The sequence below is a fragment of the Burkholderia sp. AU39826 genome (assembly GCF_020419965.1).
Taxonomy (GTDB): domain Bacteria; phylum Pseudomonadota; class Gammaproteobacteria; order Burkholderiales; family Burkholderiaceae; genus Burkholderia; species Burkholderia semiarida.
In genome coordinates, this window is record NZ_JAIZQG010000001.1 from 191,573 (window position 1) to 213,373 (window position 21,801).

The 21,801-nt window shown below is 66.1% G+C and carries 15 protein-coding genes; 9 read left to right on the forward strand and 6 right to left on the reverse strand.

Annotation, left to right across the window (positions count from 1 at the left end):
- Positions 1–86: 86 nt before the first annotated feature.
- The 6 genes from LGM42_RS00940 to LGM42_RS00965 all read left to right on the forward strand — a co-directional run bounded on the left by LGM42_RS00940 (position 87) and on the right by LGM42_RS00965 (position 10,264).
- The gene (locus LGM42_RS00940; RefSeq protein ID WP_060310786.1) at positions 87–959 is read left to right on the forward strand and encodes an NAD(P)-dependent oxidoreductase; all 873 of its coding nucleotides are present in this window, start codon (positions 87–89) and stop codon (positions 957–959) included.
- Between the two features lie 54 nt (positions 960–1,013).
- Positions 1,014–2,531 (forward strand): aldehyde dehydrogenase family protein, encoded by a 1,518-nt coding sequence (locus LGM42_RS00945; RefSeq protein WP_060310787.1) that lies wholly within the window; start codon positions 1,014–1,016, stop codon positions 2,529–2,531.
- 48 nt (positions 2,532–2,579) lie between these two features.
- Positions 2,580–3,914: a DUF3100 domain-containing protein gene (locus LGM42_RS00950; protein ID WP_059584932.1), complete on the forward strand. Its 1,335-nt coding sequence runs from the start codon at positions 2,580–2,582 to the stop codon at positions 3,912–3,914.
- An 85-nt stretch (positions 3,915–3,999) separates the two neighbouring features.
- Complete coding sequence (locus LGM42_RS00955; protein ID WP_226231325.1) at positions 4,000–5,190, forward strand: M20 aminoacylase family protein; 1,191 nt, start codon at positions 4,000–4,002, stop codon at positions 5,188–5,190.
- Between the two features lie 383 nt (positions 5,191–5,573).
- Complete coding sequence (locus tag LGM42_RS00960; RefSeq protein WP_226231326.1) at positions 5,574–7,871, forward strand: LamG-like jellyroll fold domain-containing protein; 2,298 nt, start codon at positions 5,574–5,576, stop codon at positions 7,869–7,871.
- Positions 7,872–7,900: 29 nt separating this feature from the next.
- A complete protein-coding gene (locus LGM42_RS00965; protein ID WP_226231327.1) occupies positions 7,901–10,264 on the forward strand; it encodes a WD40/YVTN/BNR-like repeat-containing protein in 2,364 nt (787 codons plus the stop codon).
- A 148-nt stretch (positions 10,265–10,412) separates the two neighbouring features.
- Here the strand turns inward: LGM42_RS00965 and LGM42_RS00970 are convergent, their stop codons facing one another.
- From LGM42_RS00970 to LGM42_RS00985, 4 genes are all read right to left on the reverse strand, one after another.
- Positions 10,413–11,144, reverse strand: coding sequence for an ABC transporter substrate-binding protein (locus tag LGM42_RS00970; protein WP_060310791.1), 732 nt, complete (start codon positions 11,142–11,144; stop codon positions 10,413–10,415).
- 44 nt (positions 11,145–11,188) lie between these two features.
- Positions 11,189–12,469 carry an MFS transporter gene (locus LGM42_RS00975; protein WP_226231703.1) on the reverse strand — a complete coding sequence of 427 codons (1,281 nt, stop codon included), beginning with the start codon at positions 12,467–12,469 and terminating at the stop codon, positions 11,189–11,191.
- A 151-nt stretch (positions 12,470–12,620) separates the two neighbouring features.
- Entirely contained in the window at positions 12,621–13,670 is a 1,050-nt protein-coding gene (locus tag LGM42_RS00980) for an Ldh family oxidoreductase (protein WP_060310793.1), read from the reverse strand.
- Between the two features lie 215 nt (positions 13,671–13,885).
- Positions 13,886–14,803, reverse strand: a complete 918-nt coding sequence (locus LGM42_RS00985) for a LysR family transcriptional regulator (RefSeq protein ID WP_226231328.1) — start codon at positions 14,801–14,803, stop codon at positions 13,886–13,888.
- Between the two features lie 443 nt (positions 14,804–15,246).
- Between LGM42_RS00985 and LGM42_RS00990 the strand changes: the two genes are divergently transcribed.
- Positions 15,247–16,395 (forward strand): porin, encoded by a 1,149-nt coding sequence (locus tag LGM42_RS00990; protein WP_060310795.1) that lies wholly within the window; start codon positions 15,247–15,249, stop codon positions 16,393–16,395.
- A 135-nt stretch (positions 16,396–16,530) separates the two neighbouring features.
- On the opposite strand, the gene LGM42_RS00995 is transcribed toward LGM42_RS00990, so the two are convergent.
- The gene (locus tag LGM42_RS00995) at positions 16,531–16,989 is read right to left on the reverse strand and encodes an Lrp/AsnC family transcriptional regulator (RefSeq protein WP_060311668.1); all 459 of its coding nucleotides are present in this window, start codon (positions 16,987–16,989) and stop codon (positions 16,531–16,533) included.
- Positions 16,990–17,172: 183 nt separating this feature from the next.
- Here LGM42_RS00995 and LGM42_RS01000 point away from each other — a divergent pair, with 183 nt between their 5' ends.
- Both LGM42_RS01000 and LGM42_RS01005 read left to right on the forward strand, forming a co-directional pair.
- On the forward strand, positions 17,173–18,270 hold the full coding sequence (locus tag LGM42_RS01000) for a branched-chain amino acid aminotransferase (protein WP_060310796.1): 1,098 nt from the start codon (positions 17,173–17,175) through the stop codon (positions 18,268–18,270).
- Between the two features lie 802 nt (positions 18,271–19,072).
- On the forward strand, positions 19,073–20,323 hold the full coding sequence (locus LGM42_RS01005) for an FUSC family protein (protein WP_226231329.1): 1,251 nt from the start codon (positions 19,073–19,075) through the stop codon (positions 20,321–20,323).
- Here the strand turns inward: LGM42_RS01005 and LGM42_RS01010 are convergent.
- The gene (locus tag LGM42_RS01010; protein WP_226231330.1) at positions 20,312–21,724 is read right to left on the reverse strand and encodes a mannitol dehydrogenase family protein; all 1,413 of its coding nucleotides are present in this window, start codon (positions 21,722–21,724) and stop codon (positions 20,312–20,314) included. The two genes, LGM42_RS01005 and LGM42_RS01010, sit on opposite strands and share 12 nt — an antisense overlap.
- Between the last annotated feature and the right edge of the window lie 77 nt (positions 21,725–21,801).

The following is a 21,801-nucleotide window of genomic DNA, read 5'->3' on the forward strand; positions in this document are numbered from 1 at the left end:
GATCGCCGGGCCGAACATCGTGGTCATGCAAGGCGGGCGCAAGCTGGCGCGCCGGCCTCGAACCAACAGCTATCGGGAGTCGTCGGATGAAAACGGTGGGCGTGATCGGTCTGGGCAACATGGGGCGCGGCATGGCGGGCTCGCTGCGGCGCGGCGGCTACACGGTGCTCGGCTACGACGCGGCGCCCGGCGTGGCGCTCGCGCTGGCCGAACAGGCGGTACTGTCGGCGCGCGATTCGGTGGCCGGGATCGCGCGCGACGCCGACGTGCTGCTGCTGTCGCTGCCGACCTCGGCGGTGGTCGAGGCGGTGGTGCTGGGCGCGGGCGGCGTGCTCGAGAGCGCGAGACCGGGCACGATCGTGATCGACACCACCACGGCCGATCCGGACAGCACGCGGCGCGTGGCGGCGGCGCTGGCCGAGCGCGGCATCGGCTTCGTCGACGGCCCGGTGAGCGGCGGCCCGAAGGGCGCGGCCACCGCCACCATGACGATGGTGCTGGGCGGCTCGGACAGCGATATCGCGGCCATCGAGCCGATCCTCGCGGTGATCAGCGCCAAGCGCGTGCATGTGGGCCCGGTGGCCGCCGGCCACGTCACCAAGCTGCTCAACAACCTGCTGACCGGCGTGCACCTGCTGGCCGCCAGCGAGGCGGTGCGCACCGCGCGCGCGGCCGGCGTCGATCCGGAAAAGCTGGTCGAGGCGCTCAACGGCGGCTCCGGCCGCAACAGCGCGACGCTGACCAACTACCCGACCTGGATCTTCAACGGCAAATTCGATTCCGGTTTCACGATGAAGCTGATGCGCAAGGACGTGCGGCTCGCGCTGGGCCTGCTCGACCAGTTCGACAGCGTCGCGCCGGTGGCGCGCGAGGCGGCGCGCGTGTGGGCCGCCAGCGAGGCATCCGTCGCCGACGGCGAGGACTTCAACCGCATCGTCGACTTCCTCGACCCGGCCTGAGGCCGGGCCGCCCGCGCCACGATCCCGCTCGACTCACCTGTACGGAAACCCGACATGACCCAGCACGCAGACCAGTTGCTCGCCGCCTTCGCGCATTTCTTCCCCGGTGCCGCCACGATCGGCTCGTATATCGACGGCGAACTCGTCGCCGGCCAGGGCGACACGATCCAGCTTTACGATGCGGCGACGGGCGACGAAACGCTCGCCTATCGCGACGCCGGCGCAGCCGTGATCGACCATGCCGCAGAAAGCGCGCGCCGCGCGCAGCGCGAATGGTGGGCGCTCACGCATGCCGCGCGCGGCCGCGTGATGCAGGAGGTGGCGCGCGCGATCCGTGCCGAGGCCGAGGCGATCGCGCGGCTGGAGGCGTTGGGCTCGGGCAAGCCGATTCGCGACTGCCGCGGCGAGGTGGGCAAGGTCGCCGAAATGTTCGAGTACTACGCGGGCTGGACCGACAAGTTCTACGGCAGCGTGATTCCGGTGCCGACCTCGCACCTCAACTACACGCGCCGCGAGCCGGCCGGCGTGGTGCTGCAGATCACGCCCTGGAACGCGCCGGTATTCACCTGCGGCTGGCAGGTGGCGCCCGCGGTGGCGATGGGCAACGGCGTGCTGCTCAAGCCCTCGGAGCTGACGCCCTTCACGTCGCTGGCGGTCGCCCGGCTCGGCGAGCGGGCCGGGCTGCCGCGCGGCCTCGTCAACGTGCTGGCCGGCTTCGGTCACACCGCCGGGCAGGCCGCGATCGCGCATCGCGTGGTCGGCAAGGTGGTGTTCGTCGGCTCGCCGGCCACCGGCGCGCGCATCGCCGAGGCCGCCGCGCGGCGCGTGCTGCCCTGCGTGCTGGAACTGGGCGGCAAGTCGGCCAATATCGTGTTCGCCGACGCCGACCTCAAGCGCGCCGCGCTGACCGCCCAGGCGGCGATCTTCGCCGGCGCGGGCCAGAGCTGCGTGGCCGGCTCGCGCCTGCTGGTGCAGCGCGCCGTCTACGACGAATTCGTCGCGATGGTGGCGGCCGGCGCGAAGAAGATCCGTGTCGGCGCGCCGCTCGACGAGGCGACCGAGGTGGGCCCGATCAACAATCGCAAGCAGTACGACCACGTGATGTCGATGATCGAGCGCGGTGTGGCCGCTGGCGCCACGCTCGCCAGCGGCTCGGCCGAGCGCGTCGCGGAGGGCCGCGGCGGCTACTTCGTGGCGCCCACCGTGCTGACCGGCGCGTCGAACGCGATGGAGGTGGCGCGCACCGAGATCTTCGGGCCGGTGGTGGCCGCCATCCCGTTCGACACCGAGGACGAGGCGATCGCGATCGCCAACGACACCGACTTCGGCCTGGCCGGCGCGGCCTGGACCACCGACGTGGCGCGCGCGCATCGCGTGGCCGCGCAGGTGAATGCCGGCACCTTCTGGGTCAACGGCTACAAGACCATCAACGTGGCGTCGCCGTTCGGCGGCTACGGCATGAGCGGCTACGGCCGCTCGAGCGGGGTCGAGGCGCTGTACGAATACACGCAGACCAAAAGCGTGTGGGTCGAGACGGCCGAAGCGCCGCCCACCGCGTTCGGTTATCTGTAACCACCGGCCCGCATTCGACGGCAGCCGGGCTTCAAGGGGAGACTCGTCATGGAACACGCACTGGGTATCGAGCGCCGCGAGCTGGGCGGCGCGGCCACCGCCAAGGTCCTGCTTTACGCGGCCGGCATCCTGCTGGTCGCCGAATGGATCGGCTCGTTCACGTTCAAGCTCGGCCCAGGCAAGGTCGTGCTGCTGCCGATGATCTGGGCGCTGCTGCTCGGCGCCGCGGTGGGGCTCGCCAGCGCGCGCTGGAACGGCAGCGCGCGCCTGAGCGTGCCCGACCAGTTCTTCGCGGCGGCGATCCTGCAGCCGGCGCTGCTGCTGTTCGTCTCCAAGCTCGGGCTGATGGTGGGCAGCGCGCTGCCCAAGCTGGCGTCGGCGGGCTGGGCACTGGCCTTCCAGGAATTCGGCCACTTCGTCGGCACCATCCTGCTCGGCCTGCCGCTCGCGTTGCTGCTCGGCATCAAGCGCGAGGCGATTGGCGCGACGTTCTCGGTGGGCCGCGAGCCGAGCCTGGCGATCATCGGCGAGAAATACGGCATGGATTCCGCCGAGGGCCGCGGCGTGCTGGCCGAGTACCTGACGGGCACCGTGTTCGGTGCGGTGTTCATCGCCGTGTTCGCGGGTTTCGTGACCAGCCTCGGCATCTTCGATCCGCTCGCGCTGGCGATGGGCTCGGGTGTCGGCTCGGGCAGCATGATGGCGGCCGCCTCGGGCGCGATCGCCGCGCAGCAGGACCCGGAGACGGCGAAATCGGTGCTCGCGTTCGCCGCGGCCAGCAACCTGATCACCACCACCATCGGCACGTACTTCACGCTGTTCATCTCGCTGCCGCTGGCGGTCTGGGGCTATCGCGTGCTGGAGCCGCTGATCGGCCGCACCACCAAGGCCTCGGCGCAGCCCGAGGCGGCCAGCCCGTCGCTGGGCGAGGTGAGGACGGAGGCGCCCGCGCTCGGCTACGGCGGCAAGCTGCTGGCCTGGATCGTGACGGCCGCGATGGCGCTGGTGTGCGACTGGATCGCCCACGGCACCACACCGCTGGCGGGACTGCCGGGAATCGCGATCATGGTGGGCGCGACGATCGTCGGCGATGCGCTGGCGCGCGTGACGGGGCGGCGGATTCCGGCGGTCTGCTGGGTGTCGGTGGTAGCGATGTTCCTGACCTCGCCGTGGTCCCCGTGGGCATCGCAGATCGCCGCGCTCAGCTCGCACAACGATTTCCTCGGGGTGACCACGCCGATGCTGGTGTTCGCGGGGCTGTCGATCGCCAAGGACATCCCGGCCTTCCGCCGGCTCGGCTGGCGCATCGTGCTGGTATCCTTCGTGGCCAATGCCGGCACCTTCATCGGCGCGACCCTGGTGGCGCAACTGTTCCATATCTGATCTGATGCCTCGCGGCACGGCGGCGGGCGGCATGGGCCGGCCCGCCGCCGCGCCGCGACGACCTGACAAAAGCGCTCCCATCCGCATGAAACTGATCGATTCCATCGTCGCGCACGCCGACGAACTGACGGCGCTACGCCGCGATATCCATGCCCATCCCGAGGTGGGCTACGACGTGTTCCGCACCGCCGAACTCGTTGCCGGGCGGCTCGAGCAATGGGGCTATGCCGTCACGCGCGGCGTCGGCCGCACCGGCGTAGTCGGCACCTTGAAGCGCGGCGACAGTGCGCGTGCGATCGGCCTGCGCGCCGACATGGATGCGCTGCCCGTGCAGGAGGCCAACACCTTCGCGCATCGGTCGACGGTGTCCGGCGCGATGCATGCCTGCGGCCACGACGGGCATACCGCCATGCTGCTGGGGGCCGCGCGCCATCTGGCCCGGCATGGCGAGTTCGACGGCACCGTGCAGTTGTTCTTCCAGCCGGCCGAGGAAGCGGGCGGCGGCGCGCGCGCAATGATCGAGGACGGCCTGTTCGAGCGTTTCCCCGTGGATGCCGTGTTCGGGCTGCACAACTGGCCCGGCATCGCGGCCGGCGATTTTGCGGTGCGGCCGGGGCCGCTGATGGCGTCGACCAGCCTGTTCCGGATCGACTTGCGCGGTGCCGGCTGCCATGCGGCCATGCCGCACCTGGGCCGCGATCCGGTGTTCGTGGCGGGGCAGGTGCTGAGCGCCCTGCAGGGAATCGTCACGCGCAACCGCAATCCGATCGACGGCGCGGTGCTGTCGGTCACGCAGGTGCATGCAGGCGAGGCGATGAACGTGGTGCCGACCGATGCCTGGCTCGGCGGCACGGTGCGGACCTTCTCCGATGCGACGCTCGACCTGATCGAGACGCGCATGCGCGCCGTGGTGGCCGCGACGGCCGCGGCCTTCGATTGCGAGAGCGAGGTGGATTTCCAGCGCCAGTATCCGGCCACCGTGAACGACGCCGAGCAGACGGCGGTGGCGGTGGCGGTAATGCGCGAGCTGGTGGGCGACGCGCATGTGAACGCAGCCGTCGATCCGACCATGGCGGCGGAGGATTTCTCGTTCATGCTGCGCGAGAAGCCGGGTTGTTATGCATTCCTTGGGAATGGGGCGGGCGATCATCGCGTGCATGGGCACGGTGGCGGGCCGTGCCTGCTGCATAACGCCAGTTACGACTTCAACGATGCGTTGCTGCCGGTGGGGGCGAGTTATTTCGTGAAGTTGGTGGAGCGGGTTCTGGGGCGGTAGGGCGGTGATGCAGGCACGGCAGCGGAGGCGGAGGCGTAGGCGACACCGCTCTTCGCGACACCGCGGTCGCTGACGATTTTATTTCGTCCAACGAAAAGACACGATTACGGGAGAGTTTACCGATTCCGCGTCGGTGTCGACCGATGAAGTGACATTTTTACTCCGCAAACGGTGACGACCTTTGCTTGGTTCTGCCCAACCACTTCGCGCATCCCTCGATCCCTGCATCACCGATGTGACACGTTAGTGTCATTGATGAATTTGTTTTTTTCGCTTGATTGGATCCCGGTCGCACTGGATAGAATGCTACCCGTTCCGATAAATACGGAATGGTTAGTACATTTTGTCGCTTCGACCATAGCAAAAAAACAGAGGATCCAGACATGCGAGACAAGGGAGCAGCGACGCTGCTGTCCGAGGAAATCGTTCTACTCGGCGGCATCGAGAATATTGCACGACGCCATTTCGTGATGGGGCTCGGTGCAACGCTTGTGGCCGGATGCGGCGGCGACGGAGGTAGCGCGGTTACAGACGGCGAGCGTACATCGGCAACCAGCAGCGGCCAGGCGTCCGGGGTTGCTCCGGCTTCGGACGGTAGCGGCGCAGGCGCGAAGTCGGCAGGCACCGCCCAAACCCGCACCTTCAAGCATCCTGGCTTGCTGCATACCGACGCTGATTTCGAACGCATGCGCGCTAAAGTCGCCGCGCAGGCTTCCCCGTGGATCGATAGCTGGAACGTGCTCGTCGCCAACGGTCACACGCGCCTGACGAACAAGCCGAACCCGCAGGTCGGCATCTATCGCGGCAATGATCCGACGCATGGTCAGAACTACGGCGCCCTCTACAACGACATCGCCGCCGCCTATGGCGACGCGTTGCGCTGGAAGGTGTCGAACGACACACGCTATGCCGACAAGGCCGTGGAGTATCTGGACCAATGGGCGTCGACGCTGACGACGCTTGGCGGCAGCGACGTGGCGCTCGCCGCCGGCATCTACGGCTACGAGTTCGCCAACGCAGCCGAAATCATGCGCGGCTACAGCGGCTGGAGTCCGGCCGGACTCGCCGCGTTTCAGGCCATGATGCGCAATGTCTTCTACCCGGTCAGCCATGCTTTCCTGACCCGTATCGACACCGCGATGGACACGCACTACTGGGCCAACTGGGGTCTGGCCAACATCGCGTGTGTCCTGGCCATCGGCGTGCTGTGCGACGATGCCGAGCTCGTCGACGAGGCCGTCACCCATTTCAAGACCGGTGGCAGTAATGGCTGTATCCGGCAAGCCGTGTACTACCTGCACCCCGGCAACCTCGGGCAATGGCAGGAAGCCGGCCGGGACCAGGGCCACAGCACGCTCGGCATTGCATTGACGGGCGCCATTTGCGAGATGGCGTGGAATCAGGGCATCGACCTGTACGGCTATGACAACAATCGCTTTCTGGCGGGCGCCGAATACGTGGCCAAGGCCAACCTGAAGCAGGCGGACGGCACGGTCTACACGGTGCCTTTCGTCACGTACCAGAACAGCGCCGGCGTCATCCAGACGCAGTTCTCCACCGGCGGGCAAGGCGGCGCCCTCGGGCGGCCCTGCTGGGCGCTGGTGGCCAACCATTACATCAACCGCAAAGGTCTGGCGGCACCTTACACCAGGCGCGCCGCCGAGCTGGTGGCGCCGGAAGGCGGCGGCGGCAACTACGGCCCCAACAGTGGCGGCTTCGACCAGCTCGGCTACGGCACGCTCACCTGCACGCTCGATCCCGGCGCCCCGGCCCCAACGCCGACCGGCCTGACCGGCTATGCCAGCGCGGGCAAGGTAGTGCTGTCGTGGTGGGGCAGCAGCAACGCCGTCAGCTACACCGTCAAGCGCGCCACCATGGCCGGCGGACCGTACAGCACCATCCAAAGCGGCATCACCGACCTGTTGACCTATACGGATATGCCGGCCGGTGCCGGCACGTATTTTTATGTCGTGACGGCGCAAACGATTGCGGGCGAATCGGCGCTCTCCAACGAAGTGAAAGTGATCACGGCGCAGCAACTGCTCGCGCACCTCGCGTTCGATGAAGGCGGCGGCGTCACGGCCGCCGACAGCTCGGGCAACGGGCGCAATGGCACGCTCAACGGCGCAACGTGGGCCGTGGGGCGCAGCGGCAACGCGGTCTCGCTCAACGGCTCGGGCGCGTATGTGGCGTTGCCCGACGATCTGCTGGCCGATGTATCGGACTTCACCATCGCGAGCTGGGTGTTCTGGAACGGTTCGCAAACGTGGGCACGCCTGTTCGACTTCGGCACCGGTTTTCACCGCTACATGATGTTCACGCCGCGCGGGCAGTCGCGCACCGGCTGGGCCGGCATGCGCTTCGCCATGACGGCCAACGGCCCCGGCGACGGCCCTCCGGAACAGATCATCGACGCCCCCACCGCGCTGCCGAGCAAGCGATGGGTGCATGTGGCCGTCACGCTATCGGGTTCGACCGGCACGATGTACGTGGACGGCACGCCCGTCAGCACCAACACGGCGATGTTCCAGGCGCCGTTCCGTCTTGGCCGCACCACGCAGAACTGGCTGGGCAAATCGCAATACGGTGCCGACGCCACGTTCAACGGTTTGATCGACGATTTCCGCCTCTATCGCGGTGCGCTCAGCGCTGCGCAGATTGCATCGCTCATGGCGAACTGATCGTGCAGGGCTCGATGGCGGGCCCTGCGATGGACTTCTTTCTTTACGGACTTCTGATGACCGTGTTTTCTCAACGATGGATTGCCGCTGCGGCGATGGCGTGTGCGTTATGGGGCTGTGGTGACGGATCCGATAGCGCGGCAGGCGTGAACAAAATGAGTGCCAACGTAGCCGCCAATCGTAGTCAGGTCGGCGGAAATGGCGGCGGCAGCAACCTGCCGGCGGCCAGCTGGACCAGCGTCAAGTGGGGCGGGGGCGGCTATGTCACCGGCCTGATCTACCATCCAGCCAACGCGAGCCTGCTGTACGCACGCACCGACGTTGGCGGCGCGTACCGCTGGAACGCGACCAACTCGACGTGGATGCCCATCACCGACGGCATCGGTTTCGGCGCAGGCGAGGGCGATTTCCACGGCGTCGAAAGTCTCGCGCTCGATCCGAACGACGACCAGCTCGTCTACATGATGACCGGCATTACCGTGACGCAGGGTCACAACGGCCGCATCTACATCTCGAGCGATCGTGGCAACACCTGGACGCACTATGACGTGCCGTTTCCGGTCGGCGGCAACGACAACGGTCGGGCCACCGGCGAGCGCCTGCAGGTCGATCCGAACCATCCGTCGACGCTGTTCTACGGATCGCGCACGGCCGGCCTGTGGAAGAGTGCCGATTCGGGTCGCACCTGGGCGCAGGTCTCGGGCCTGTCCCCCGCCACGATCAGCGGCGGCGGTTCCCCGATCGGCGTCGAACAGGTGATCTTCGATACGTCGGGCAAGGGCAGTGGCCAGCCGACCTGGATCATGTGGGCCACCGTCGCCCCCGACTACGCGAACGCGGCGGGCCTGACGTCGACCCTGTACAAGTCCACCAACGGCGGCTTCTCGTGGACGCCGGTGCCCGTCCCGCCGACGGTGTCCGGCTACTACATCCCGCACGTCGTGCGCACTTCCGACGGCAACTTTTACGTGGTGTTCAACGCGGGCGTCGGCCAGGGTATCGGCGGACCGAGCTATCTCTACAGGTTCGGCGGCAGCAACAACGGCAACTGGACGCTGCTCAACCGCTCCACCGGCAACGGCTTTGGCGGCCTGTCCGTCTCCGGTCTGGGCGCGTCCGCCCGCATCGCACTGGGCATGACCGGCTGGAGCGACACCAGCAAGACCATTCAGCTATCCGACGACGGCGGCAGCACGTGGCGCGAAATCGAGGCCGGCATGCCGCATACCGGCATTGCCTCGGGCGGCTGCGCCGGCTGGGTGGAGGGCGTCACCATAGACCCGGCCAATCGCGATCACATCATGCACGTCCACGGCGGCGGCATCTGCGAAACCACGAACGCCTCGTCGCCCACGCCAACCTGGCGCCCCAAGGTCGACAACCTCGAGGAAACCGTGACGCTGGCGCTCGTCACGGCGCCGCCCGGTGCGTCGTACAAGTTCATCAACAGCGCCGGCGACATCGGCACGTGGGTCAATACGGATCTCACGACGAGGCCGACGAAAGGCCCGTTGAACACGTGGAGCAGCGGCAATTCGGCCGACATGTCGTGGTCCGATCCGACGTACATCGCCGCTGCAGGCGTCGACAACGCCAACGGCCATGCCACCAAGGGCTTCTGGTCGGGCGACAGCGGCAATACCTGGGCGACGTTCGCGTCGCTGCCTGACGGCGCCGCGGCAAGCCAGAGCAACGTAGGCAACCTGGTCGTCCCGTCGCGCAACAACGTGACGTGGGCACCGCCCGACTCGGTGCCGTCGTACACGACAAACAATGGTGCCAGCTGGACGTCGACCAACCTGCCGGCGTTCAGCGCCAAATGGAACGGCTTCCCGCGTGCCTACCGCCTGGCCGCGGACCGCAAGAACCCGAACAAGGTCTATGCCTACGACTCCGGCGGTGCATCGTGGAGCTGGCAGCGCGGCAAGATCTACGTGTCGAACGACGGCGGCCACACGTTCACGCTGAGCCAGGGCTCGGTGAACGCGAACCTGGCCTGGAATGCGTGGCGGGATACGTCGATGGCGGTCAATCCGAACGCGGAGGGCGATCTGTGGCTGGCCGACGGCACGGCCGTGTACCACTCGGTGGACTCGGGGGCGACCTGGACGAAGCTCGGCGCCTTTGCGTCGACCAACGACACACCGGGCGCCACCGTGATCGCGTTGGGCAGGGCGCCGACCGGTTCTCCGTACTCGGCCGCGGTCTATGTGGAAGGCACAGTGAACGGCGTCTGGGGCATTTACCATTCCGACGACGGCGGTGCGACGTGGGCGCGCTTCAACGATGACGCGCACCAATTCGGCGACTCCGGCGTGATGGCCGGTGACTGGAACACATACGGCCGGATTTACGTCAATGGCGCCGCGCGCGGTCTGATCTTCAGCAATTGAGGTTGATCGGCCTGTCGACCGTCCGGTTGCGTTTGCAACCGGACGGTAGCGTGGGTGAAATGGTCGTTGCCGTTGGCGCGGCCCGGACGCGATCGACTGCACGCGTTTCGGACTGACACCTGAGTCGGCACGCACGGGCAGCGTCGACCTACGCAGCGGGCGCAACCGATGCGCCGGCAATCTTGTGTCGATCGAGCGCCTGAGCGACGAACCCGGATGCCTTCGCTTGCTCGACGAATGCCCGCAATGTCTCGGCGGCCGCCGCACCGCGGCGCTTCGGCAAACCCATCGCTTGACGGATCACCATGAATCGCTCGTCGAGCAAACGCAGGCCGGGGGTTTGACGTGCGTCTGCCTCGAGCTGTTGCTTCACGCCAGCGGCGACCTCGAGGCCCTGATCGAGGAACGTTCGGACGACGGCCGGAGATGACGGTGCGCGCACGATCCGCGCATGCTTCAATTCGCGCGTCAGGAACAGATCGTAAGCGCTTCCCTCGCCAACCGCCACGCGGATCGACGGCTGGTCGACATCGTCGTTGGAGCGAATCGACGATCCGTCTCGCACCAGGTAATAGCCTTCGATCAACACGTACGGATCGGTAAACGCGAGGGTTTCTCCTCGCCGTGGATCGATGGCGAAGAAGCCGACGTCAGCCCGCTCATCGCTGACCGCCTGAACGGACTTGCCCGCCGTATCGAACACCACCAGTTCAAGTTCTACTCCGAGCGTTGCGGCAAAGGCGCACGCCAGGTCCACCGAAACACCGGTTGGTGCGCCCGATGTGTCCTTGCCCGCGAGAATGGGATTCCCGAGATTGATCGATGCCCGCAGCTTGCCGGCAGGTGTGAATGCGCGAATGACGGATGGGTCGGGTTTCATGTCGATAGCGTGAAGAACAAAAAATCGTATGGAGACACGGGCCGTCAGCCGCAGACCCGCGCGTCGCTCGACTTGCGTGGCGCGAGCGCTCGGGGCCTCAGCAGTATCGCTACGGCCAGCACGCTGGCCAGCGCGATACCGCCCGCGAGAAAGAACGCGCTGAGGAACGTGTGGCTTTCCTGCACGAGAAAGCCGGTTGCAGCCGGACCGACGATGCCTGCGCAGTTTGCGATCGCGTGTACGCATCCGCCGACACTGCCGAGTTTCGGGCCGGGAATCGTGTCCTGAATCAGTGCCCAATAGGCGCTGCCGCTCAGATAAAGTGCAAACACGGCAATGGCCATCAACAGCAGCGCGCCGAGCGTCGTGGTCACGGCGCCGGCCAGCGTGACACACACGCCCGCCGTGCCGAGACAGGCGATCAATACCCGCTTGCGCGCAAGCAGCGCGTTGCCCGTGCGGCGAAAGATCAGATCGGACAGCACGCCGCTCAGCCCGTAGCCGATGAACCCCAGCAGCCAGGGCAGCACCGTCGCGAGACTCATGCTTTTCAGGCTCAGGTGGCGGTCCATCGTCAGAAAGGTCGGGAACCAGGTGAGAAAGAAAAACAGGATGTAGCTGTAACCGAAGTACGAAATCATCGCCGCGAGAATGGCGGGCTGCTTGAGATAGAAGCCGAGGGGCCTCAGGTCTGCAGGGCTTTCAGGGACGCTTCGGTCGGATTCGATCAGCCGGCGTTCGTCATCGGATACGCGTGCATGCTGGTGCGGCTTGTCGGTCGCCATGAACACCCAGAAAACCAGCCAGAGCAAGCCGAAACACGCGATGCCGGCGAATGCGACGCGCCAGCCGTAAGCGGCTGTCAGCAGGCCGACTACCGGCCCCGCCACCGCGCCGCCCAGCGGCAGGCCGCAATTGGCAAAGCCGAATGCGGTCGCCGATTCCTTATGCGGGAACCAGTTGTTGACGATCTTGTTGATCGTCGTCGCGAGCGGACCTTCGGCCATGCCGAACAGGGTGCGGACGGCCAGCAGCGATCCGAAGCCGCTGGCAAGGCCGGTCGCGCCGCATAGCAACGACCACGTCAGGACGGCCCCGGAGAAGACGCGTTTGCCGCCCCAGCGATCCGCCGCCCATCCGCCAATGAAATTGAATGCCGCGTAGCCGATGAAGAACGTCGAGAACAACAGCCCGAGGCTGCTCGGCGACATATGCAGTTCCCGCATGACGGCGGGTGCGGCGACGGACAGCGCCGCACGGTCGAGATAATTGATGAAGCCTGCGATGAACAGCAGCAGGACGATGCGCCATCGAATGTTTGTCACCTGTCTCACCTGTCGCTCCTTGGAGCTTGTTATGTGCTTGACGGTCGGGCGCGCGAACGCGCTGCCCGGCTCGTCGCTTGTCGGTTCGCAGCCGCGCCGCGCGTTCGGAACGGCGCGAGCGTGGTGAGCCGCGCCGCCGCGAACGAGGCGTTCAGCGTTGCGGACGTGCGATCGCTTCCAGCATGGCGAGCTGTGCCGCGCCGATATCGATGCCTTCCGCCATCTGACGTTCCAGGCGACCGAGTTCGATCTCGCCGGGCACGATCACGGGCGCATCCGGATCCGCGGGTCTGGAGCCGTGCAGGATCGCCGCATAGTCGGCCATATGCGTGGCGAGCCACTCGGTGCTGCCGAGTCGCGTCGTATCGATGAGAATGAAGAAGTGGCCGAGATTCTGCGGTTGTTCAGGATCGTCTTCCCACGACTTGACGTGCGTGAGATACGCCGCGCCGGAAAGCAGCCCAGCGAACAGATCGACCACCAGCGCGAGGCCGTAGCCCTTGTGGCCGCCGATCGGCAGCAGAAAGCCGTCGAGTGCGGCTTTCGGGTCGGTGGTCGGTTTGCCTTGCGCGTCGGTTGCCCAATCGCCGGGAATCGGTTCGCCGCGCTTGAGCGCGTTGCGAATCTTTGCCCGTGCCGCGACGCTGATCGCCATGTCGAGCATGAACGGATGACCATTCGGGTTCGGGACGCCAAAGCCGACAGGACTGTTGCCCAGGCGCGCGTCGGTGCCGCCCCACGGCGCAATCGTCGTCGTCGCGTTACTGCCGATGATGCTGGCGAAGCCCTGCATCGCGGCGAGGTACGAATACGGCGACACGGGGCCGAAGTGATTGCTGCCGCGCACGAATACACAGGCAATGCCGTGTTCGCGTGCGGCGGTCATCGCCAGGTCGAGTGCGCGATGGCCGACGAGCGGGCCGATGCCGTTGTCGCCGTCGAGGCGGTGAAGCGCCGGCGCCACCTGTTCGGCGGTGATCGAAGGCGTGGGATTGATGCCGCCGATGCGCAGGCGCGCACCGTATGACTCGACACGGCTCGTGCCGTGCGTGCGCAAACCGAATAGGTCGGCAAGCACGAGGATCGTGGCGGTGTCCGTCGCATCGGCGCGCGTCAGGCCGAGCGCGCAGAGAGCTTCGATGGTCAACTCGGTCAGATGTGCGCGGCTGACGACGCCATGGGTGGGAGTGGGCTGGGTCATGGAATGCGTTGTCTCCTTCGATTTGAAAACCGTGCGGTTCAAGCGGTTGCGAATAGCACGACGCTTGCGTTTCGCACATGATCGAGCAGGAGCGGCTCACGCAACAAACGCATATTTTCGTTCGATTGGTGCGTCGTGCGCACGAATCGAACCCAACCACCAGATGCCCGCGAAGGCTTCGCCGTGCCACCCGAAGCCGTGGCCCGGCGCTTCGCCTATGCGGCAGCGCTTGTGCGCGGCACATCGGGCGCGCGCATCTCCGTCAACAACTGAAGGAAGAAGCGGCCTGCGGAGGACAAACCGCGGCCGCGCCGCTGGATGACACCCAGCGTTCGCCGTATCGGCGGATCGACGAGCGCGACGCTGGCGAGCGCCTTGTGCGGGCCGCGGGGCATGGCGAGCCGAGGTACGACACCGACGCCCAGGCCCGCTTCGATCAGGCTCACGAGCGCGGGCACATGGCGTACCTCGCAGAACCATTTGGGCCGGTCGGCGACGCCTACCAGCGCTTCGTCTATGACCGCGCGATTGCCGCTGCCTTGCGCGATGGCCAAATACTCGAGGCTGGCGAGCTCCGCCCACGCGACGGATTTGCGTTTTGCGAGCGGATGACTGCGCGGGCAAGCGAGAACGAAAGGGTCATCGAGCAGCGGGGTGAATTCGATGTCCGGCTCGTCGGTGCCGACGTAAGTCAGGCCAAAGTCTGCCTCCCCACGCGCGACGGCCAGAAAAACCATCGACGACGGCTCGTCGATGAGACGAAGGCGAATGCCCGGGTAACGCTGATGATAGGTCGCGATGGTTTCCGGAAGGAAGTAGCGTACCGCCGACGGCACGCACGCGACCGTGAGTTCGCCGGTCATCTTGCGTGCAAGATCGTCGAACTCGAGCATCGAGTTGTCGACTTCATTGAGGATGCGGTGAGCGCGCTCGAGAAACCCGCGACCGACGATCGTCAGGTCCATCTTCCGCGTCGTTCGCTCGAACAGTCTGACGCCCAGCACTTCCTCGAGTTTTTCTATCCGGCGCGATAGTGCGGACGCCGACAGATGCAATGTGTCGGCCGCGGCGCGAAAGCTGCCGAGGTCGGCCGTCGCGACAAAGGCCCGCAAGTCCGATATCTCGAAATTCATTCCGATGATCACCGCGATGAAAAGGGATGCTCAGTTTCAGCGCACCGATTGGGGCTGTCAATTCGTGCGTATGGCACACGAATTCGCCGGCGCATCAACCTGTCTTGCGGCGAGCCAATCCCGTTCTTCGTGCGCCATTGCGGCGCCCGGCGTGCGAAGCATCCCGATTCAAGTAACCACCGCCAAATCAGCCGAAGCCCGCAAGCGGGCCATGTCGCGTGCAGGCTCGACGGACTCATGCCTGCTTTCAACCGCCGGCTAGCCGCTTTCCGCGCTGACAAATACCCCCCATTTTGAAGAGCACCTTCCCGCCGCGCAGGGCTAACAGCAGAAAATCGGCTCATTACACTGCGCCCGTCGCATCGCCGAGAAGCCTCGACGCGGCACATACGCAGCGCGCAAGCGTTACGACCGGCAAACGAAAAACCTGGGGGGAAATCGTCATGAACAAGCGTTGGGGGATCATCGCGCCCGCCGCCTTGCTTGCTGCTGCCGCACATGCGCAGAGCAGCGTGACCCTGTACGGCAAGATCGAGAACGGTATCAACTACACGAGCAACGCACGCGGCCACGGAACCGTGCAACTGCAAAGCGGCTATGACTACGGCAGCCGCTGGGGTATCAAGGGCACGGAAGACCTTGGCGCAGGCTACCAGGCGATTTTCACGCTCGAGAACGGTTTCGACGTCAACACCGGCAAAATGAACCAGGGCGGTCGGGAATTCGGCCGCCAGGCCTTCGTCGGCATCGCGTCGGATCGATACGGCACGCTGACGTTCGGTCGCCAGTACGATCCGGGCGTCGACCTCTTCTCGCCGCTCACCGCGAACGGCAACTGGACCGGCTACCTGTTCTCGCATCCATACGACAATGACAACACCGACTACTCGTTCCGCGTGAATAACGCGGTCAAGTACGTGTCGCCGGTGTGGCACGGCGTGACCGCGGAGGCGATGTATGGATTCAGCAATCAGGCGGGCGGCTTCGCGAACAACCGCGTGTATGGCGCCGCGCTGCAATACCAGCAGGGCGGGCTGACGGTCGGCACGTCGTATCTGAAGATCAATAACGCACGCAATACCGATTCGACCGGGGCGATCACCGGCGACAACACGTTCGACGCATCGTCGCAGCAGAACATCGGCATCGGCGTGAATTACGCGTTCTCGAATGCGCTGGTGGGATTCACGTATTCGCACGTCGACGTCTACGACCCGACTTCGAACGCATATTTCACCGGTACGACGCAGCCGGCGGGCGGTGCGTGGAAATCGTGGAAGTTCGACAACTTCGAGGTGAACGGCCTCTATCATTTCACGACCGCGTTCTACGTCGGCGCGGCATACACGTACACCCAGGCCCGCGTCGCGTCGACGGTCGGCGCGTTCAATCCGAAGTGGCATCAACTGAGCACGAAGTTGAATTACGACTTGTCGAAACGCACGTCGGTATTCGTGGAGGGCGTCTATCAGCATGCGATGAACGCGCACACGGGAACCGACTTCGACTACGCGTACATTCCGGGCGCGGCCGACATTTCGTCGGGCCCGAATCAATATGTCGCGCGTATCGCGCTGCTGCATCATTTCTGACGCCCATGCCGTTCGCGTAAGCTGCGCGGCTTCGCGAACGATACGCGCATTCATCCGATCTCGCTGCGGCGGGTGACCGACCCGCCGTCGTCGGCGACACCCCGCGATCCGCGGAGCGCTGCACCGCATGCGCGATCAAAGCGGAAGCACGGAAGTCTGCTTGATCCTCTGCATCGGAATCTCGGTCTTCACGCTCTGCACGCCGTCGATCCGGGTCAAGTGGTCGATCTGGAGTTTCCGATAGGCGTCGATGTCGGCCGTCACGACGCGCAGCAGGCAATCGCAATCGCCCGCCATCAGGTGGCACTCGAGAACCTGCGGAAGACGTTGAACCGCCTCCGTGAAACGGTCGACGGTTTTCGCGTCCTGGCTCGTCAGCCAGATGCGGACGAAGACGGTCAACCCCGCGCCGATCTTCGATGCGTCGAGCAGCGCCGCGTAGCGCTCGATGACGCCGGCCTGTTCCAGCTGCCTGACGCGACGCAGGCACGGCGACGGCGACAAGCCCACTTTCTGCGCCAGTTCCACGTTCTGGATTCGCCCATCTTCCTGGAGCACGCGCAGAATGCGACGGTCCATTTCGTCCAGCTCGATCATCGCCATTGATCCGACAGATTGGGTTGAGGCACGCGGTGCCCGAATGTTCGCTTCTTGAGGCACGGAATTGCCAAATCGCGCCCATCTTAAGTCGAACACGCAACCTGAAATTATTTTTTCTGCGATAAATTTTTGCCCGTAGCAGCCGGGACGGTCCCGCTGCCGATCAAGGGGCAAACGATGAGCACCGATTCCGTTCAGCACTTCGAATTCGAACAAAATCCTCACCCTGTCGCGGCGGCGGAGCGCGCCGCGCTGCTCGCCAATCCCGGTTTCGGCCGGGTCTTCACGGATCACATGGTGACGATCCGGTATTCGGCGGAACAAGGGTGGCATCAAGCGAAAATCGGGCCGCGCGAACCGTTCCGATTCGATCCGGCGACGCTCGTGCTGCACTACGCGCAGGAAATCTTCGAGGGCTTGAAAGCCTATCGGCTTCCGGACGGCGGCGCGGCGCTGTTCCGTCCCGATGCGAATGCACGGCGCTTTCGCCATTCGGCCGAGCGGCTGTCGATGACACCGTTGCCGGAGGCGATGTTCGTCGAATCGGTGCGTGCGTTGGTCCGGGCCGATCGCGACTGGATTCCGGCGTTCGACGGCGCGGCGCTGTATTTGCGTCCGTTCATGATCGCGACGGAGGCGGTGCTCGGCGTGAAGCCGTCGCCGGAGTATCTGTACTGCGTGATCGCGACGCCGGTCGGCGCGTACTTCAAGAGCGGCGCGTCGGGCGTGACGCTGTGGGTGTCCGAGCACTACACGCGGGCGGCGCCGGGCGGAACGGGCGACGCGAAATGCGGCGGCAACTACGCGGCGAGCCTGGCCGCACAGGCGGAGGCGATCCGCGAAGGCTGCGAGCAGGTGGTGTTTCTCGATGCGGTCGAACGCCGCTGGATCGAGGAGCTGGGCGGGATGAACGTGTTCTTCGTGTTCGACGACGGGTCGATCCAGACGCCGCCGCTGAACGGGACGATTCTGCCGGGCATCACGCGCGCGTCGTTGATCACGCTGGCCCGGGAACTGAATTACACGGTGCGGGAGGAAGGCTACACGATCGAGCAATGGCAGGCGGATGCGCGCAGCGGTCGGCTGGTCGAGGCGTTCGCGTGCGGCACGGCGGCGGTCGTGACGGCGATCGGCCGGGTGAAGGGCCGCGCGTACGACTTCACGATCGGCGAAGGGGGCGCGGGGCCGGTCACATCGCGCCTGAAGGCGGCGCTGCTCGATATCCAGAACGGGCGCGAAGCCGATCGCCACGGCTGGGTGGACCGCGTGTTTTGAATTCGGCACGGCGGCCCGCGCGACCCGCGATGGCCGCCATGAAAGCTCGGCCGGTATCCCGGCCGGAAGTCGCCGCGCTGCCTCCTGGAATGCTTCGATCATGTCGGTTGTTTCGTTGTCGCGGGCCATTGACCGCCTGCTTATCGTCGACCCCGGTCTTCATCGGCTGCTGGGCGGTGCGCGCGCCGCACTGGCGAGCATGCTTGCCGGCGCGCTCGGCATTGCGTCGGCGCTGCACCTCGGTTTGGCGATCACCACCGGCGCCGTGGGCATACTTTTCGCGATGATCGCGCCGCTCTTCCTGCGCGATGCTCATCGGCTGGACTGGTATGAATCGCTTGCGTGGCAGTACGGCGTCGCATGCACGAGTTTCGCCGCGGCCGCCGTCGTGAGCGCGTGGCCCGCCGTCGGCAAGGCGGGTTTCGTGACCGTGCTGTTCTGTTCGATGCTGTGTCAGACCCGCGGGCCGCGCGCGATCGGGTGTGCGTTTCTCGCGATCGCGATGTACTACCTCGGCCTTTATCTGCATCCGACCGCGCTACAGGCGAGCCGCATGCTGGCAATGTCGATCGCGGGCCCCGCAAGCGTCGTGCTCGTGTGCCGGATGCTGTTGCCGGTGCACGCGGCGCCCACGCCCCGGCGCATCGCGCGCTCGGTATCGCTGCAGGCGGCGTGCATCGCACGCAGCGACGTGTCGCACGCCGGCTCACTGAATGCGATCGCACATCTTCTGGCGCTGAACGAAGCCGCCATCGCGCTCGAGCATCATGCATCGACACTCGATGAACACGACGCGCATGCATTGCACACCGCGCTCGTCGCATTGGAGATCGCGTCGGCCCGGCGCGTGCTGAACCACGATCGGACCGATGCCGCCGCCGCGGCGCTACGCGCCGCGATCGTCCGCTTCGATTGCGTCGCCGACGCAGTGGCGGCGCGCATGGCCGCCGCACCTGCGCCCGCGATGCCGCGGCCCGCGCGTGCGGTGCGGTGGAGCGCCGGCTGGCGCACGCTTGCATGGTTGCCGGCGTTCCGCGCGGCTGCAGCTGCGTGTGCCGCCATGCTGATCGGCGAGACGCTGTCGTCGGAGCGATGGATGTGGGCGGTGCTCAGCACGTTCGTCGTGTTCTTTGGCACGTATTCGTGCGCGGACACGATCTACCGCGGCGCGCAACGCGTCGCCGGCACGCTCGCCGGCGCGCTCGCGAGCGTACTCGTCGTCGGCGCCGTTCATCATGCGAATGCGCTCGTGGCGGTCGTCATGGGCGTGTGCGTGTTCGCCTGGGCGTACCACATCCTGCACGCCTATGGGCGCGGCGTTTTCTTTCTCACGGTGCTGATCGGCCTCGTCTATGCGCAACTCGGGTTCGAGATCGGCGCGCTGGCGGAACTGCGGATCGGGGAGGTGTTGATCGGCTGCGCGGTTTCGCTCGCGGCGGCGATGCTGGTGATGCCGCTGGCGGCGTCGCGCCACATCGCGACGCGCTCGCACGGCCTGTTGGCGGCGCTGCGCGAACTCGTGCACGAACACGACGACGGCACGCGGCCGGGGGCCGCGCACACACGCGCGGCCGATCGCCGTTTTCACGACGTGCGCATGGCGATCAGGCCGCTGGCCGCGTGGCGCATGCTCCGTGTATCCGGCGATGCCCGACGGTTGGCGGACACGCTGCTGGTCTGCTGGCTTCATGGCCGAATCGTGGCGACGCTTCTGCCTGTTGAAGCCGGTGGCGCGGTGGCCGCCGTCGAGCGGCGTGCGCGCGCCGCCCTCGCCACGCGAATCGATGCGTTGATGAGCGATCTGGATCGCAGCAGCCCGGTGCGACGCGACGCGGATGCGAACGTCGGGCACGCAACGCGCGCGATAGCCGGTGATCCTCCGTTACCGGCCCATCGGGAACTGGCTCGGCTCGACGCGAAGTTGAGCGAACTCAACCGGGCATTCGAGGACGCGCTGTTCGGACGAAATACCGAAGAGGCACGGCCGCATGGGTCCGACAGCAGCGTTCGCGCCACCGATGTTCGGGAAGCGATACGTTGTTCAGGCGTCTGAAGAATCGAGCGCCAGCCGGATCGCATCGCGCGTCCTGCGTGTTGCCACGGCTGTCTGCATCGTGCGGAATAGCCCGACGAATCCCGCGTTGGTATCGAGCCCGAGTGCGGCGAACGGCTTTGAGTCGAGGATCGCGAGCGGGTCGCCGCTTCGCACGCGCTCGAGATCCGCTGCATCGAATTGCGGTTCACTGACGACGAACGCGTTGCCGAGATCGTCGACACCCTGCAGGTAATGCTGGAAGCAGGCCAGCAGCAGGGCTTCACGGCGCATGTCGCCGTTGCGCGCGAGCAGTGCCCCGATGGTCTTTTCATGAAATACCGGGATCTTCGACGCGCCGTCGTGCGCGACGCGCAGCAACTGGTCGCCCAGTGCGGCGTTGCGAAAGCGCGCGAGCGTATTTCCCGCATAGGCGGCCGCGGACACGCCGTGCGGCAGCGTGAGGATCGGGGCGACGTCCCGGGCAAGGAAGGTGTCGAGCAGCGCGGCGAGATCGCGATCGGCCATGGCGTCGTGGACGAAGCGATGTCCCAGCAGAATCGCCGGGTAAGCGAGCAACATGTGGGAAGCGTTCAGCATGCGCCCCTTCATGGCTTCGTACGCATGGACGTCGTCGCGCAATTCGACGCCCGCCGCGTCGAAGGCCGGGCGTCCGGCGCTGAAACTGTCCTCGACCACCCATTGCGAGAATGCTTCGGCAACGACGGGCGCCGTGTCGTCGATGCCTGACAACCGGTTGACGTGCAGGCGGACCGCGTCCGTCACCTGCGGCGCGATCCGGTCGACCATGCTGTTCGGGAACGCGACGTAACGCTCGATCCAGGCAGCGAGATCGACGTCGATCGCCCGCGCGAAATCGAGCACCGCGCGTCGCGCGGTATCGCCGTTGCCGCGCAGATTGTCGCAGGACATCACGGTGAACGGCAGCACGTTGGCGGCCCGGCGCCGTCTGAGCGCTTCGACGATGAACCCGAACGCGGTACGCGGTGGTCCTCCCAGAAGATCGTGCGCGACGTCGGGCGTATCGAACCGAAATGCGCCGGTCGTCTCGTCGAGGTTGTAACCGCCTTCCGTGATGGTCAGCGATACGATCCGGATCGCCGGATCGGCAAGCCGGGTCAGTACGGCTTCCGGATCGGCCGGTGCGTGCAGATACTCGATCATCGCACCGATGACGCGCACGGCTGCCGCGCCGTCGCTCGAGAACTCCGTCAGCGTATAGAGGCCATCCTGCGCGCGAAGCGCGTCGGCCTTTGCGACCGAGGCCGGGCCGTTACCGAGGCCGATTCCGCATATTGCCCAGTTTGCGTGACCGGGCAGATGCAGCACATGGTCGATGTAGCGCGCCTGATGGGCGCGATGGAAATTGCCGACGCCGATATGCGCGATGCCTGCGGTCAAGCGACGACGGTCGTATGCGGGAACGGCGACGTGTGGCGCCGCGCGTCCGAGGGTTGCGTTGGAGAGCGGATGGAGCG

What these genes read in the sequence shown, in the direction of transcription:
- LGM42_RS00940 (WP_060310786.1), top strand. Translation starts at nt 87, where the DNA reads ATGAAAACGGTGGGCGTGATCGGTCTGGGCAACATGGGGCGCGGCATG.
- LGM42_RS00945 (WP_060310787.1), top strand. Translation starts at nt 1,014, where the DNA reads ATGACCCAGCACGCAGACCAGTTGCTCGCCGCCTTCGCGCATTTCTTC.
- LGM42_RS00950 (WP_059584932.1), top strand. Translation starts at nt 2,580, where the DNA reads ATGGAACACGCACTGGGTATCGAGCGCCGCGAGCTGGGCGGCGCGGCC.
- LGM42_RS00955 (WP_226231325.1), top strand. Translation starts at nt 4,000, where the DNA reads ATGAAACTGATCGATTCCATCGTCGCGCACGCCGACGAACTGACGGCG.
- LGM42_RS00960 (WP_226231326.1), top strand. Translation starts at nt 5,574, where the DNA reads ATGCGAGACAAGGGAGCAGCGACGCTGCTGTCCGAGGAAATCGTTCTA.
- LGM42_RS00965 (WP_226231327.1), top strand. Translation starts at nt 7,901, where the DNA reads ATGGACTTCTTTCTTTACGGACTTCTGATGACCGTGTTTTCTCAACGA.
- LGM42_RS00970 (WP_060310791.1), bottom strand. Translation starts at nt 11,144, where the DNA reads ATGAAACCCGACCCATCCGTCATTCGCGCATTCACACCTGCCGGCAAG.
- LGM42_RS00980 (WP_060310793.1), bottom strand. Translation starts at nt 13,670, where the DNA reads ATGACCCAGCCCACTCCCACCCATGGCGTCGTCAGCCGCGCACATCTG.
- LGM42_RS00985 (WP_226231328.1), bottom strand. Translation starts at nt 14,803, where the DNA reads ATGAATTTCGAGATATCGGACTTGCGGGCCTTTGTCGCGACGGCCGAC.
- LGM42_RS00990 (WP_060310795.1), top strand. Translation starts at nt 15,247, where the DNA reads ATGAACAAGCGTTGGGGGATCATCGCGCCCGCCGCCTTGCTTGCTGCT.
- LGM42_RS01000 (WP_060310796.1), top strand. Translation starts at nt 17,173, where the DNA reads ATGAGCACCGATTCCGTTCAGCACTTCGAATTCGAACAAAATCCTCAC.